This window comes from Campylobacter ureolyticus, assembly GCF_027277485.1.
GTDB lineage: Bacteria > Campylobacterota > Campylobacteria > Campylobacterales > Campylobacteraceae > Campylobacter_B > Campylobacter_B ureolyticus_B.
On the sequence record NZ_JAPXGQ010000009.1, the window covers coordinates 66871 to 82625 of the forward strand.

14 protein-coding genes and 1 pseudogene are annotated in these 15755 nt (G+C 29.7%); 10 read left to right on the plus strand and 5 right to left on the minus strand.

Features of this window, described 5'->3' with window-relative positions; all coding sequences use genetic code 11:
* Positions 1 to 37: 37 nt before the first annotated feature.
* Positions 38 to 1348: a C4-dicarboxylate transporter DcuC gene (dcuC, locus tag O6B72_RS06425; RefSeq protein ID WP_269492610.1), complete on the minus strand. Its 1311-nt coding sequence runs from the start codon at positions 1346 to 1348 to the stop codon at positions 38 to 40.
* A 739-nt stretch (positions 1349 to 2087) separates the two neighbouring features.
* Here dcuC (O6B72_RS06425) and O6B72_RS06430 point away from each other — a divergent pair.
* Positions 2088 to 2504 (plus strand): ShlB/FhaC/HecB family hemolysin secretion/activation protein, encoded by a 417-nt coding sequence (locus O6B72_RS06430; RefSeq protein ID WP_415271062.1) that lies wholly within the window; start codon positions 2088 to 2090, stop codon positions 2502 to 2504.
* On the opposite strand, the pseudogene O6B72_RS06435 reads toward O6B72_RS06430, so the two are convergent.
* Together O6B72_RS06435 and O6B72_RS06440 are read right to left on the minus strand one after the other, a co-directional pair.
* Positions 2483 to 3008: pseudogene (locus O6B72_RS06435) on the minus strand (IS1595 family transposase); the annotation flags it as partial. The gene O6B72_RS06430 and the pseudogene O6B72_RS06435 overlap by 22 nt on opposite strands.
* Before the next feature lie 64 nt (positions 3009 to 3072).
* Positions 3073 to 4071, minus strand: a complete 999-nt coding sequence (locus O6B72_RS06440) for a hypothetical protein (RefSeq protein ID WP_269492611.1) — start codon at positions 4069 to 4071, stop codon at positions 3073 to 3075.
* An 885-nt stretch (positions 4072 to 4956) separates the two neighbouring features.
* On the opposite strand from O6B72_RS06440, the gene O6B72_RS06445 reads away from it, so the two are divergent.
* The gene (locus O6B72_RS06445) at positions 4957 to 5478 is read left to right on the plus strand and encodes a DUF637 domain-containing protein (protein WP_269492612.1); all 522 of its coding nucleotides are present in this window, start codon (positions 4957 to 4959) and stop codon (positions 5476 to 5478) included.
* Here the strand turns inward: O6B72_RS06445 and O6B72_RS06450 are convergent.
* Both O6B72_RS06450 and dnaG read right to left on the minus strand, forming a co-directional pair.
* Entirely contained in the window at positions 5423 to 6409 is a 987-nt protein-coding gene (locus O6B72_RS06450; RefSeq protein WP_269492613.1) for an argininosuccinate synthase domain-containing protein, read from the minus strand. The two genes, O6B72_RS06445 and O6B72_RS06450, sit on opposite strands and share 56 nt — an antisense overlap.
* A complete protein-coding gene (dnaG, locus tag O6B72_RS06455) occupies positions 6406 to 8055 on the minus strand; it encodes a DNA primase (protein ID WP_269492614.1) in 1650 nt (549 codons plus the stop codon). The genes O6B72_RS06450 and dnaG overlap by 4 nt, the downstream gene beginning before the upstream one ends.
* 58 nt (positions 8056 to 8113) lie before the next feature.
* Here dnaG and O6B72_RS06460 point away from each other — a divergent pair, with 58 nt between their 5' ends.
* The 8 genes from O6B72_RS06460 (at position 8114) to O6B72_RS06495 (ending at position 15661) form a co-directional block, all read left to right on the plus strand.
* A complete protein-coding gene (locus tag O6B72_RS06460) occupies positions 8114 to 9133 on the plus strand; it encodes a tetratricopeptide repeat protein (protein WP_269492615.1) in 1020 nt (339 codons plus the stop codon).
* Positions 9111 to 9548 (plus strand): ribonuclease HI, encoded by a 438-nt coding sequence (gene rnhA, locus O6B72_RS06465; protein WP_269492616.1) that lies wholly within the window; start codon positions 9111 to 9113, stop codon positions 9546 to 9548. The genes O6B72_RS06460 and rnhA overlap by 23 nt, the downstream gene beginning before the upstream one ends.
* Before the next feature lie 3 nt (positions 9549 to 9551).
* Positions 9552 to 10229 (plus strand): ribonuclease III, encoded by a 678-nt coding sequence (gene rnc, locus O6B72_RS06470; RefSeq protein ID WP_101637151.1) that lies wholly within the window; start codon positions 9552 to 9554, stop codon positions 10227 to 10229.
* Positions 10226 to 11326, plus strand: a complete 1101-nt coding sequence (aroC, locus tag O6B72_RS06475; protein ID WP_258298909.1) for a chorismate synthase — start codon at positions 10226 to 10228, stop codon at positions 11324 to 11326. The genes rnc and aroC overlap by 4 nt, the downstream gene beginning before the upstream one ends.
* 356 nt (positions 11327 to 11682) lie before the next feature.
* Positions 11683 to 13005, plus strand: coding sequence for an amidohydrolase (locus O6B72_RS06480; RefSeq protein ID WP_269492617.1), 1323 nt, complete (start codon positions 11683 to 11685; stop codon positions 13003 to 13005).
* An 11-nt stretch (positions 13006 to 13016) separates the two neighbouring features.
* Entirely contained in the window at positions 13017 to 13712 is a 696-nt protein-coding gene (pepE, locus tag O6B72_RS06485; protein WP_016646457.1) for a dipeptidase PepE, read from the plus strand.
* Positions 13713 to 13721: 9 nt separating this feature from the next.
* Positions 13722 to 15032 (plus strand): C4-dicarboxylate transporter DcuC, encoded by a 1311-nt coding sequence (gene dcuC, locus O6B72_RS06490; RefSeq protein WP_024961866.1) that lies wholly within the window; start codon positions 13722 to 13724, stop codon positions 15030 to 15032.
* Between the two features lie 62 nt (positions 15033 to 15094).
* On the plus strand, positions 15095 to 15661 hold the full coding sequence (locus tag O6B72_RS06495) for a superoxide dismutase family protein (protein ID WP_258298911.1): 567 nt from the start codon (positions 15095 to 15097) through the stop codon (positions 15659 to 15661).
* Positions 15662 to 15755 lie beyond the last annotated feature (94 nt).

Sequence of the window (15755 nt, forward strand, 5' to 3'; positions counted from 1 at the left end):
AGAACAAAGTCTTATAAAATCTAAGACTTTTTAAATTTTATAAGACGAAAAACGCTATCGCACAAACTGATAAAAACATTCCAAGAGCTGTTCTTTTGGCTATTTCTATAGGATTTACTCCAGCAAGTCCTGCACAAACTATGCAAGCTCCTGCTATTGGAGAAGCACTTCTTCCAAGAGCACCTGAAATAGCAGCTGCCATACCAAGTTTATCTTGTGCAAAACCTAAATCATTTGCATGTATTGTTACTGCTTGATTAAAAGCAAATGCTGCTGCATCGCCTGAACCGGTTACAACACCCATTATAAATGGCACGAAAGTTCCACCAAATTTAACAAAACTTTGATCGTTTTTAAGCCAACTTATAACAAAATCAATCGCCCCACAAGCAGAAAGTCCTGCAACAAACACTCCTGCTGCTATGATAATACCGATGATATTTGCATACGCACTTCCCATGCCATTAAAAAATTCTTTTGTAATTTTTTCAGGATTTGTAAGGGTTACAATTATAGTTATAACTGCTCCTAAAATCATCGCTTCTGCAACACCCATTTTTGTCCAAGTTAAAAATGAAATTTTATTTAAACTAGTTCCTCCAATTATCAAAATAACAAGTGGAACAATTGGCATTAATGCATGAAGTGGATTTATTTTTTCACTATTTTCAGATGCGTTTTTGGAATTTGTTGCATCTAAAAGATAGTTTTTTCCTTTTGAGTAGTCCTTTAAGATTAGCGCCATAATAGAAATCATAATTAAAACTATAACTAAAGAAATAACAGCACTTTGAAACTGTACCTTTATAACATCTTGAACTGTATAAAGTGGATTTGTAGCTTTTACCATATCTGTTATAAATATATTGTGGGCTGAACCTGGACTTAAAACACCTCCAAAAGTTCCAGCAAAAACAGCTGCTCCAGCCATCGCTGGTCTGACACCTGAAGCCATTAAAAGTGGTATCAATGTGGCTCCAACGGCAGCCGAACATCCAGCAGCTGATGGAATAGCTATGTTTATAAGATAAGTTAAAAACATAGTAAATGGAATTAGCAAAAAACCAATGTTTTTCATTGGAAGAGTCAAAGCATTAACAAGCTGCTTATCACATTTTGTATATTTCATAACAAATGCAAAACCCATTGATGCGCAAATTGCTTTTATAAGTCCTGCTTTTGTCATATACTCAGTAAATGCGCCAAATGCATTCATCGGTTTTAAACAAAGTAAGCATAAAATTAGCCCAACGCCTATTAAAACAGTTTTAGTTTCTTTTTTCATAACCAAAAGCACAACAACAGCAACAATGCCAAGAAGTGCTAAAATCAGCCTTAAGGTATCCATAGTATTCCTTTAATTTGAAATTTTTATAGTCAAATTTTAGCAAATTTTAAATTTTATGTAAATAAAATAAAATAAATTTTAATATATTTTGGAAAACCTTTAAATAAAAATAATAAAGATTATACTAGTGAATATTGCCAATATTATATTTAGTGTTAGTTTTATTTAATGTAAATTTAAATTAAAAAATTTCATTGTTTTATAAGAATTATATGCTAAAATAAATGTTTCATTTTTATGAGGTTTTTATGAGAGTATTTTTTATACTTATGTTTATTATAATTCAAATTTTTGCAAATACGTTAAACCAAATTTCTCAATCCCAAGCCAAGCAAGAAGAAGATAGACTAAAAAATTTATAGAAAATCAAAAAGAAAGCTCAAATATTATTTTAACTCCCAAGCAAAATCAAATTTCATCCATTATTTCAAACGAAAAACCTTGCTTTATTATTAATGAAATTTTATTAATCGGCAAAGATAGTAATAAATTTGAAAAATATCTAAAAAAATCTTTAAAAAATGTAAAATTTAAATATGGGGATTGTATAGGGAAAGAGAGTGTAAATATTATTTATAATTCCTTTTATAATGAAATTTTAAAAGCTGGTTTTATTACAACTGCTATAAATTTACCATCGCAAAATTTAAAAAGTAAAACTCTAAAATTTGAAATAATATCAGGAAAAATAGACACTATTAATATAAATGATAAAAATTCAACTAAAAATAGAGCTTCAATTTTTACTTCATTTGGTATAAATAAAAAAGGTGATATATTAAATTTAAGAGATATTGAGCAAGCCTTAGAAATTTTACAAAGTGCTTCTAATGGTAATGTAAGCTTTGAACTGCTTCCATCAAATAAAGAAAATTATAGTGATATAAATATAACAAAAAAAGAGAAGTTGCCACTTAATTTATCTTTATCATTTGATAATTTAGGAAGTAAAGCAACCGGAAAGTATCAAGGCAGTTTAAATTTAAATGCGCTTAACCTAATGTGGTTCAATGAAATTTGGTATTTATATTACTCTAAAAATATATTTAAAGCAGATAAGCAAAGTGTAGAAAATGATATAAAAAGAGGAAAAACAGACAATATTTATTACAGTATAACAATCCCATACAAAAGATTTCCTATACCATTGATGTGATTTTTACCATTTACAAATTCATTTTTAGAGTGTTTTACTCGGTAATGTTCTTTAGCTCTATAATCTATTAAACCATCATAAGTTTTCTAGATGTCAGAATAAATTACACTCTTATTAAGTTCGCTAAACTCTATTAATACTAGCAGTAACTCTTTTTTAGAGCAGTTTTAACAATTTGAGTATAAACATATCCATTTCTTTTTAACATTCCTTCTACTTGCAGTTACGAACATAAGCCAAGTAAAAAGACAGGTGTTTTGTTACCTGAAACTCTATCTCTTATTATTTTAGCTTAAATAGCTTTCATATATTTCTATTTTACCTGAAACCTTACTTATTTTTCCTCATTCTTACATCATTAGAATTCTTATTTGATTTAGAATTTTATTTACTGTTTTTCTAGAAATTTTTAGTAATTTCTGATATTTTTACTGCTTCAATGTCTAGGTAAAAATATCTTAAAAATTTCTCTAAATTTATCTCTGAAATTCTTGAACGGACAATAAATTGTTTTTAATCCTTATAATCATGATTTAAAGCTCCTTTGTAAGAGATTAGTTCTGTTGAGTCATTTTTTATAGAATTTAAATTCTTTTTCTAGAAGTGGTTGCAATTTATAAAAAATATTATAATTAACAAAATCCTTACTATCTCGTTTTTCTCCATGAAAATTATCTTCTAAAAATTTTATAAACTCTTTAAAAATATCTTTTAATTTTTCCCTATCAAATTCACAATCGTTTAAAAATTTATTAGATGTAGAAATAAACTTTAAAAGTAGCATTTTGCTAGGAATATCATCTTTTTGTACTTTATATGCCTCATCTACGGCCTTATAAAGCTCCTCTATAAAAGTTGTGTTATTTTTAACATCACTTAAAAGCTCAAGCATAATATTTTTTAAAATTAAAATATTATCTACTAATGGATTAGCAATTGAGTTATAATAATCCTCATTATACTCATCAACCGTATCAGACCATAAGCTCATAAAATCATCAAATCTTGACTCAAATAAATTTAAAAAATAAGCCTGGGCTTCTTTTTTATCATTAGATATAAAAATATTATTTCCCTCATTTAAAATATACACAAAAAAATTAGCTGCTTTATTGCAAAAAAGATTTACTAAATTTTCTATGTCTATATTTATATTTCTTCTATTTCTTGAGTCTAAAACCTGACCACCAAGAAAATATCCACAATTATAAACATTGCTCTCATCCAGATAGAAATAGTTTCTTTTAAATATTAAATTTTCTACCATTTGTGGCAAAATATCATCGTAAATTTTTTTTGAGTTAAAAAAATCATCCATAGCTATAATATCATGAGAAATAGAGTTATGCCAATCTAGCAAAAATTTAATATGATCATCTATGTAATTTCCAAATTTGATTTTAAATTCATCTTTGTACTCAAAAGTGTGATTAAAAACTATATTTTTTGCTTCAAGCTCTAAATTTTGGCATCTTTTTAATAATTCATCACTTATATTCAATCTATAAATTGTCTCCATAGATTTTATATAATCTATAAAATCGCTAAACTCATCAAATTCTTGCATAATAACTCCTTAAATTTTACTAGTTTTTATAAAAATATTTTTTGTTACTCATTATTATATTAAAAAATTTCAAATATTTTCAAAAGATGCTAAACTACATGCTTTATATCTTTTAAAAATTTAAGCAGCATATACTTTCACATCCCAACAACTCTATAAAATACTTACTTTCTAATTCTCTTAGAAGCATTATTTATCTGTTTTTAAACTCTTTATTATAATCCCAAACTTTGTTTTAAATATTTCATAGAATTTACTAGCTTAATACTAGTAAATTATACGTAGTCTTAGTTTTGTTTTATTTCCGTTTTACCCTCCACTTTAATATCATCTTTAATAGCTTCAAATCTAAAATCAACAAACATTGATATTCAAGCTAAGTTATTAAATTTAATATCATCCAAAGAAACAAATTCTCATACTGAATTTAAAACCAGATTAGGAATCATTACGGCTACAATTGAAGATAAGGGAAGTATAAAAGAAATAGAAATTCCTACAGTTATAGAAGTAGATAATAAGTTTATATTAAACGGTAAAGATATAACAAATAAACTTAATACTAAAACATATACTAAAATTTCAAATTCTTTAAACTCATTTGAACTTAAAGAAAAAGTATTAAAAGAATTAAGTTCAAACAAAACTTCAAATATAAAAGATATAAATCAAATAAAAGCTACTCTAAACTCAAAAGAGTGGAATGATAAAACAACAACTCTAAGTGGAATAGGAACACTTATAGTTACAGCAGTAGTTACTTATCTTACAGCTGGAGCTGGAAGTGCACTTGCAGCAAGTTTAGGAACTACAGGAGCAAGTGCAGCTACAACAGCAGCTGTAACAAATTCCGTTATAGCAAATACTTCTATTCAAGCTAGTAATATGATATTATCAAAAGGTAAAGTTAAATTTGATATTGACTCTTTAAGCAAATCAGCCTTAAGTGCAGGAATTGGTAGTATGGCAAGCTCATATATAAATAGTTCTACCTACTTAACAAATTCAAATTTAATAAGCTCAAATTATTTAGATATATCATATGCCGATATAGCGAATACTTTATCAAGTTCAACCATACAAAATGGAATTTATGGAACAAATTTTAAAGATAGCCTACTATCAAATATAAGTTTAAGCACAAGTAGTCATTTATTTAATAAAGTAAGAGATATAGGACTTATAACAAATAACAAAGATGGAAGTTTAACTAAAACTGCACTTCATTCATTAATAGGTGGAAGTGTAAATGCTATTCAAGGAGCAAGCTTTATAGATGGAGCATTAATATCAGGTATAAATGAACTACTTTCTACACTATCTAAAAACCTTAATAAACTTGATGCAAATTTTACCCAACAAAAAACTCTTTTGCCCTATCTTTGCTTTCAAAAGCTTTTACACTAAACTCATCACCACCAACTATCATCTTATAATTTTTTGAAATATCTGCTTTTGAATAAGTTAATGCAAATTTTGCTGCTAGAATTTTATCATCCAAACAGGCATTTTTACTTATTAAAGCATACGCTCCAACTACCCCACCTGGCAAATTAATTTCAATAAATTTATCATTTTGTATGTTTTTTAGTTTTAAATTATCATTTTCATCTTTACCAATTATTAGCTTTGCTCCACCTTTTAGTCTTAAATGTCTTCCAAATTTTAAAATTTCACTATCTTTTGGCGTATCAAGCCCTTCATGATTTAGTGCGTCAGTTAGTTTTTTACTATAATTATCAAGCGTTAGCAAGCATCCTCCAGCTGGACTTTCAAAATCATCAAAACCAAACTCTTTAGCTAAATTTAACTGAGTATGACGCCCACGACCGCTAATACTGAGAAGCTTTTCTCTATCAACCCAGCCATTTATTTCAGGTGTTGTTGGCTTTAAAAGCTTAGCACAAAGCGGTCTTAAAATAAGTAAATTTTCATCACCAGATAAACTTAAAACTTGATTTAAAGCTTCTTTTCTTTGACTCATCGGACGCTGCCCCAAAACTTCGCCTGTGATTAAAAAGCTAGCTTCTTGACTTTTAAGCATACTTAAAGCAGTTTTAAACATATAAGCGTGACAGTCAATACAGGGATTAAAGTGCTTTCCATAGCCATATTTTGGATTTAAAAGTACATTTTGAAGATATTTATCTCTTATATCAACGATTTTAAAATCGGCACCTGCCATATTAGCCCTTTTTTTTAAAAGCTCGCTTTTATCTTCCTTGCCGCCAAATCCTATATCCATATAAATTGCCGTTACTTTAATACCTTGCAAGGTTATAAGTTTTATAGCAAGCATACTATCAAGTCCGCCACTAAAAAGTGCTAATGCTTTCATTTTACTCCTTTAAGCTTTATTATTCTTCTTTGTATTTGTTTGATTTCTTCTTGTTTATTTTCCAAATCACTATTTTTCAATTTTTTTAACATATTTTCATAAGTATTTATAATTAAAATTTTATAAGCTTCAGAAAGCTCATCAATGCTTTTAAACTCATCGATGCTTATATCAATGCTTATTTCCCTTAGCATTATCTCATCTTCTGGGGTTTTTTGAGTATGTAATAAGGCCTTAAATTCATCTTCATGAGTTTGAAATTTAGCATCTAAAAACATATCCTTGCACTTATTGAAAAACTCCTTATTCAAATAAAGGGTTTTTATAATCTGAAGCTCCAAATAGTCCTTTTTTTTCTCAAATTTAGCAAAATTTTGAATACTTTTTATACTATTTTTACCAGAATTTGAAAGCGAAAAACTATCTATTGATATTCCTAAAATCATACTTACCAAACTTTTATAGCTATCAGCAACTATTGGATTTAATGTTTTTGTAAAATTAACTATTTCGTCTAATGCAAGTTGTTTTTGAACTGGTCTTTGAAGCTCAAATTTATTTGCAATTTGACGAATTACAAACTCACCAGCTTCTGTTTTTAAGTTTAAAATTTTATCTAATTCTTTTAAATTTCCAGCTTGAACCAAATCTGCTGGATCAGCACCCTTTGGGATTACAACGACATTTGTATCAAAATCGTTTTGAAGTAAAAGTTTTGAGCTTTTAAAAGCTGCATTTATACCAGCACTATCACCGTCAAAACAAAGAGTTATTTTTGCATTACTTCTTCTTAAAAGTGGCAGATGTTTTGGAGTTAGAGCTGTTCCTAAAACTGCCACCGCATTTTTATGACCAGCTTTATGAAGCATTATGGTGTCCATATAACCCTCAGTTATAATTATCTCTTTTAGCTTGTAAATTTCATCTTTTGCTTTATCGTAAGCATAAAAAATTTGAGATTTATCAAACACAGAGCTTTGCGGGCTATTTACATATTTTGCTGGATGATTTGTAATAGTTCGTCCTCCAAAACCGACAATTTTTCCTGCATGATTATTTATAGTAAAAATTATCCTATCTATAAAACTTGCATATAAATTTCCACCCTCGCCCACTTTTACAATACCCAAGTTTATAGCATCTTTTGGATCTATTTTTTCATTTGAAAGCAAATTTAATGTATTTTGCGAATTTGGAGCATAACCTAGTTCAAATTTAGCAATCAATTTATCATTAAAACCTCGACTATAAAGATAGTTTATGGCAGCTTTGTTTTGATATAAAAGACTTTGATAGTAAGCTTTTACAATACTTAAAGCCTCTTTATCAATCTTTTTAAAATTACTTTTTTCATCTGTATATTCAAGTGTAAAATTTTGCATGGAAGCTAGTTTTTCAACGGCTTCTGGGAAATTTAGTTTTTCATATTCTTGTATAAAATTTATAGCATCTCCCCCAGCTTTGCAAGCAAAACAATGATACATATTACGCTCTGGACTTACATTCATGCTTGGATTTTTATCATCATGAAATGGGCAAATTCCTACGAAATTTCGCCCACTTCTTTTTAAATTTACATATCTTGAAACAACATCTACGATATCAGTTTGTTCAATAAGTCTTTGGATGCTTTCGGATTTTATCATAAGGTAGATTATACAAAAACTTTGTTATAATTAGGCTAAATTTTTTTAAAGAGGTTTTTTGGAAAGTTTTTTTATAGATTACAGAGATCCTATTTTTGGACTTATTATCCTGATTGCGGTTGCTTTTGTAGTGGCATTTTCAAGTTATGTTTGGGCGATTTTTTCTAAAAAAGATGAAGAGACAAAACTTAAAAATTTCATTAGCAAATTTGAAGATTCAAACTCACTTAGCCAAAAACATATTGATCTTTTAAAATCTATCAATCTTGATATTGATACCTTCAGTGCTTTAGGGCTTGTCTTTACTAAAACAGGAGATTTTTCAAGGGCTATAAATATCTATTTAATTGCGCTTGAGCAAGCAAAAACAAAGGCTCAAAAAAACTTTATTTTATTAAATTTAGCAAAAGCATACTTTGAGGCAGGATTTTTAAAAAAAGCTGAAAATGTCTTTTTGCAAATTTTAAAATTTAATCCAAGAAATGAAGAAGCTTTGCGTCTTTTAAGTGTAATCTATGAAAAACTAAAAATGTATAATGAAGAGCTTGATGCACTTGATGCTTTAAAAGAACAAGGTGTTGATGTGGATGAAAACTTAGCTCTTATAAAAGCTCAAATTATCGCAAACGACAATAGCCTTAAATTTGACAAAAAAATAAAAGAAATCTCAAAAATAGAATTTGATTTTACAAAGCGTTTTATACTTGAACTTTTTATTAAAACAAACGAACCACTTTCTAAAATCAAAAAATTTCCACCTTTAAAAAATGTAGTTGACATAATATGGTTTTTAAACGAACCTATAAATTTAAAAGATGATGAATATAAAGCTTTATTTTACGCCAAAGCTTTGACAAATGAGTATAAACAAAGTTCATTTTTTGAGATAAATGCCATCTCAGCGATGCGAAACTCAGGCTTTTTTGACGCGGATTTAAGTTTTAAATTTATGTGTGGTAAGTGCAAAAACTCATTTCCATCATTTTTTTATAGATGCCCTGTTTGCTATACCTTAAACAGTATTCAAATTCTACCAAAAATTATAAGAAAAGATAATGAAGCAAATCTTACTTTTTAGTGATGGATCTTGCCTTGGAAATCCTGGAATTGGTGGCTGGGCATATATATTAAGATATAAAAATCATGAAAAAAAAGAATTTGGAACAAATAAGCTTACTACAAATAACCAAATGGAATTAACAGCAGTTTTAAAAGCTTTGAAAATATTAAAAGAGCCTTGCAAAATCGAGCTTTTTACTGATAGTAGCTATGTTGCAAACTCGATAAATTTATGGCTTGATGGCTGGGTTAAAAAAAATTTTAAAAATGTTAAAAATGTTGAGCTATGGAAAGAGTATTTATCTCTTTCAAAACCTCATCAAATAACAGCATTTTGGGTAAAAGCTCATGCTGGACATAAAGAAAATGAAGAATGCGATGATATGGCAAGAAATGCAGCACTAAAACTAAAAGATCAACTAAAAAATGGATAAAAAATGTTAGAAAAATTACAAAAAAAATTAAATTATAATTTTCAAGATTTAGACCTTTTGCAAAGAGCCCTTACTCACAAAAGTTCAAATAAACCTTATAGCAATGAAAGATTAGAGTATCTAGGTGATGCAGTTATGGATCTTGTAGTTGCAAAATATCTTTTTGAAAAATTTAAAAATACGCCCGAGGGTGATTTATCAAAACTAAGAGCTGCTTTAGTAAATGAAACAAGCTTTGCAAAACTGGCAAAAGCTTTAAATTTAGGTGATTTTATAATAATCTCAAGTGCTGAAGAAAGAAATAATGGAAGAAATAAAAACTCGCTTTTATCTGATGCATTTGAAGCACTAATGGGAGCTGTTTTTTTAGAAATAGGTTTTGAAAAAACAAGTAAAATTGCTTTAAATTTGCTTGAAAAAGAGTATCATCATATAAGCCTTGAAGAGATTGTAAAAGACTATAAGACAAAGCTTCAAGAAATAACCCAGAGCATTTTAGGATTAATTCCTACTTATATACTACTTGATTCAAAAGGACCAGATCACAAAAAAGAGTTTAAAATAGGTGTTTTTTTAGGAGATGAAAAATATGGCGAAGCAGTAGGTAAAAGTAAAAAAGATGCCGAACAAAAAGCTGCTAAAATAGCTATTGAAACTCTACATAAAAAAGGAAGAGCTTGAATACTTTTGGCGTAAAACTTAGACTTACAACTTTTGGAGAAAGCCATGGCATAGCAATTGGCGGTATACTTGATGGTTTTCCTGCTGGAGTAAAGATAAATTTTGATTTTTTACAAAATGAGCTTGATAAAAGAAAACCTGGCTCAAAATTTGCTACCAAAAGAAAAGAAAGTGATAAAGTGGAAGTTTTGAGCGGAGTTTTTGAAGGGCTTAGCACGGGAACTCCAATTGGTTTTATTATAAAAAACGAAGATCAAAAAAGCAAAGACTATGGAAATTTAAAAGATATTTTTAGACCAGGACATGCAGACTATACATATTTTTACAAATACGGTATAAGAGATTATAGGGGTGGTGGTAGAAGTAGTGCAAGAGAAAGTGCGATAAGAGTTGCTGGTGGAGCATTTTGTCAAATGCTTTTAAATGAGTTTAAAATAAGCGTTGAAAGTGGAGTTTTTAGCGTTGGAGGGATAAATTTTAACGCCGATTTTAACGAGGAGTTTAAAAAAGGAAATTTAGACTTTGAATTTGCTAAAACTTCGGAAATTTTCTCACTTTTTAAAGGTTTTGATGAAGAGTTTAAATCTGAAATATTAAAAGCCAAAAACTCTCATAATAGTGTTGGAGCCTCAGTTATAACTATCATAAAAAACTCACCTATAGGACTTGGGGAAGTTTTATATGATAAATTCGATGCAAGATTAGCAGCTGCCATGATGGGGATAAATGCTGTAAAAGCTGTTGAAATTGGAAATGGAATAAAATCAGCCAAAATTTATGGCGATGAAAACAATGATGAAATTTCAAAAAATGGTTTTTTAACAAATAATTCAGGTGGAATTTTGGGTGGCATTACAAACGGCGATGATATTTTAATAAAATCATATTTTAAACCAACACCATCAATTTTTTTAGAACAAAATACTATAAATTTAAGTGGAGAAGATGAAATTTGTAAGCTCAAAGGAAGGCATGATCCTTGCGTTGGAACTAGAGGAAGTGTAGTTGCAACTGCTATGGCAAGGCTAGTTACGGCTGATATGTTACTATTAAACACAAGTTCAAATTTGCAAAATCTTAAAAAAATTTATGGCTAAATCTAAATTTAACACAACTAAATCACTAAATAAATAAAAAATAAATAAATTTAAAATTTAATTTTATATTTTTAAATTTATTTAAGATATTTCATATAAAAATTAAGATAAAATTACACATAAAGTTTTTATAAGAAGACAGTTTTTTCTTATAACATAACTTTTTTAAAAAATAAAAGATAAAAACATGAAAAAGATTTTTTATATATCACCTAGTATCATATTTACTAGCTTTTCAAAGCTAAATAACTGTATGCTTATAACTTATAAAAATATTATAAAACAAATAATCTATAAATTTTTAAATTTATTTAAAATAAAATAAATAATATTTAGATCATATTAAAGGAGATAAAATGGATCAAATTTCACAAAGAATAATGGATTTAAAAGATGAGATTGTAAAAACAAGAAGATATTTTCACTCTCACCCAGAAACTGGTTGGTTTACATTTTTTACAACGGCAGTAATTGCCGATAAAATGGCAAAAATGGGCTTTGATGTAAAACTTGGGAAAGAAGTTGTAGATCCTAATGCAAGACAAGGTCTTGGCTCAAAAGAAGATTGCCAAAAATATCTAAAAAGAGCAAAAACTTTACTAAATGAGGAACAAGCCAAATATTTAGACAAAATGGAAGATGGACTAACTGGACTTGTTGCAGAAATCGATACCAAAAAACCAGGCAAACTTGTAGCATTTAGATTTGATATTGATGGTGTTGATGTAACTGAGTGTAAAGAAGAAACTCACCGTCCTTTCAAAGATGGCTTTAGAGCTGATATTGATGGTATAACTCACGCTTGTGGGCATGATGGACATATCACAATAGGACTTTTTACAGCAAAATTAATAAGTGAAAATTTGGATAAATTTCAAGGAAAATTTAGATTTATTTTCCAAACTGCAGAAGAGGGAACAAGAGGTGCTGTAGCAATGGAAAAAGCAGGAGTTGTAAAAGGTGTGGATTATTTGCTTGGCGGACACATCGGCTTTCAAGCAACTACAATGAAAGGTATAATTTGCAAAACTGACAAACTTCTTGCAACAACTAAATTTGATGTTATTTTAACTGGTAAATCAGCTCACGCAGCAGGAGCACCACAAGAGGGAAATAACGCACTTTTAGCGGCTGCTCAAATGGCACTTAACATGCATGGAATCACACGAAATGCAAAAGGTGTCACTCGCATAAATGTAGGTGTTTTAAAAGCTGGAGAAGGAAGAAACGTAATTGCACCAAATGCCTATCTTGCATGCGAAACAAGAGGTGAAACAACAGAGCTTAATGAGTTTATGAAAAACGAATGCGATAAAATAATTAAAGGTGTTAGTGAAATTTATGGCGTAAAATACGAAGTAAAAGTCACAGGCGGAACAAGTGGTGGAGATAGTGATTATGAAGTTGCACAAATTTATGAAAACGCAGCTAAACAAAGTCCATTTATCGATAATGATAAAATAGAAAATGAGCTTAGCTTTGGAGCGTGTGAAGATTTTGCTCATTTTATGCACGCAGTTCAAAATCAAGGTGGAAAAAGCTCATATTTAATGATAGGAACAACATTAAAAGCAGGTCACCATAATGCTAAATTTGACTTTGATGAAGACTCGCTTTTAGCTGGAATTGATGTTTTTGTAAGAAGTGCATATGCAATAAATAAAAACGAAAATAAATAAGGATTAAAAAAATGAAAGCTTTACTTTTAAGCGCATCAGGCTATAAAGATACAGGATATTTAAACCATTCAAAAGGTTGGATAAAAGAGTTTTTAGGCAAAGATTGGGATGAGGAAATTTTATTTATCCCATTTGCAGGAGTTACTCGAACAAATGATGAATATGAAAAAAGAGTTAGGGATGCATTAGAAAATCAAAACATAAAAAGCATTCACCGCTACAGCGATATGAAAAAAGCTATAAAAAATGCAAAGTCAATCTGCGTTGGTGGTGGAAATACATTTATGTTAATGGCAAAAATTTATGAATTTGACCTATTGGAAGAAATTCAAAATGCAGTAAAAAATGGAACAAAATATTTTGGCTGGAGTGCAGGAGCAAATATAGCTGGAAAAACTATGATGACAACAAATGATATGCCTATCATTATGCCAAAAAGCTTTAAAACATTAAATTTATTCCCATATCAAATAAATCCTCATTTTATAAGCGGCCAAATAAAAGGACATAATGGCGAAAGTAGAGAAACTAGGCTAAATGAGTTTTTAATAGCAAATCAAAACGAGATAATTTATGCTCTACCTGAGGGAACTGGTTTTTTAATAAATGGCAATGAGGCCGAACTTATAGGTCATTGCGACGCACTAAAATTTGAATACAAAAAAGATGTTGCCACTGTAAAACTTGGTGAAAAGATAAAAATTTAAGGATATTTTATGGAAGATTTAAGATTGATTCTCGCAATTGTTGGAATAATTGCAGTTGTTGTTTTGCTGATTAAGAAGGTAGAAACTAGAACTGCGTTAATTGGTGTTGGACTTATTTTATGTGTGCTTTGTTTTAAACCAATGGATGCATTTACCGCATTTACCGCATCTATGACAAAAGCTGGTCTAATAAAGGCGATTTGTGCCTCAATGGGTTTTGCTTTTGTTATGAAATTCACAAAATGCGATCAACATCTTGTAAATGCTCTTACAAAACCTCTTGGAAATATCGGTTTTTTCCTAATTCCAATGGTTACACTTTTAACCTATATGATAAATATAGCAATTCCATCAGCTGCTGGATGTTCAGCTGCCGTTGGAGCCACATTAATACCACTTTTAATGGCTTCAGGTGTCAGACCAGCGATGGCTGGAGCTGCTGTTTTTGCTGGAGTTTTTGGCTCGGTTTTGAGTCCTGGAAATGCCCACAATATCTTTGTTACAGAAATGGTTGTAAAAAGTGGTAACGCAGGATACACAGTTCAAGATGTTATAAAGGTTCAAATGCCAAGTGCATTTGTAGCATTAGGAATAGTCTTAGTTTGCATAACACTAATGGCATTTGTTTTTAAAGACTATTCAAAAGGTAAAAACTATCTTATAGAAACTGGAATTGAAGAAAAGAATACAAAAGATATAAAAGTAAATTATTTATACGCCTTAATGCCCCTTGTTCCGCTTGTAATTTTAATAATTGGAGGAACTAGCCTAAACAAAGTTCCATTTTTAGCTTGGACAAAAATGGGAGTAGCAGAAGCGATGCTTATAGGTGGGGTTTTATCAATTTTTGTCACCATGACAAATCCACAAACTATCGTAAAAGAATTTTTTAATGGAATGGGAAGTGCTTATGCAAATGTTATAGGCATTATTATTGCGGCTGGAGTTTTTGTAGCTGGTCTTACAGCTTGTGGGGCAATTGATTTTATAATCGAACTTTTAAAAAGTGAACAAAATTATGTAAAATTTGGCGGAACCTTTATACCTTACCTTATGGGAATTATAACAGGTTCTGGTGATGCGGCAACTTTTGCGTTTAATGAGGCAATTACTTCTCAAGCAATTCAGCTTGGCTTTGAGCAAGACAAACTTGGTATGGCAGCATCAATTGCTGGAGCACTTGGTAGAGGAAGTTCACCAATTGCAGGAGCTTGTATAGTTTGTGCGGGTTTAGCTCTAGCAAATCCAGTTGAACTTGCCAAAAGAACAGCTCTTGGAATGTTTATATCAATAGTTGTAATTGCATTTTTCATTTTATAGTTAAACTATTTGTTAAGTATTAAATGATAAAATCTATTATATTTAAAAAATAAGGAGAAAAAATGAAAAAAATTATTTTAGCAAGCATTGTAGCTTCGACCATGCTTTTTGCAAACGAACATCATCATGATAACGATGCAAATATGATAAATGAGTTTAATCCAAAAAGTGTCGAGCATATTGTTGTTGAGATGAATATGCTTGATGAAAACGGAGATAAAAAAGTTGGTGAAGTTGTAGCTATAAATACAAACTACGGAGTTGCACTATTTCCAAATATGAGTGGCTTAGGAGAAGGTGGCATGCATGGATTTCATATTCATGTAAATGCTGATTGTGGTGCAACAGATAAAGGTCTTGGCATGAAAGCTGGTGGTCACTGGGATCCAAACGATACAAAAAAACACTCATTTGCATGGGATGATAGTGGTCACAAGGGTGATTTACCAGCTCTTTATGTTGACAAAAATGGAGTTGCAAATTACCCAGTTTTAGCTCCAAAAATCAAAAATATAAACGAACTTAAAGGCCATTCTATAATGGTTCATGTAGGCGGAGATAACCATAGCGACAACCCTGCTAAACTTGGCGGTGGCGGTGCAAGAATGGTTTGTGGCGTTATAAAATAAAATATCAAGCATAAAGCACAATATTTGCTTTATGCTTTTTGTTACTAAATGTTATACCGATATAAAAAAACCTTTAAAACTTCTTTAATTTATT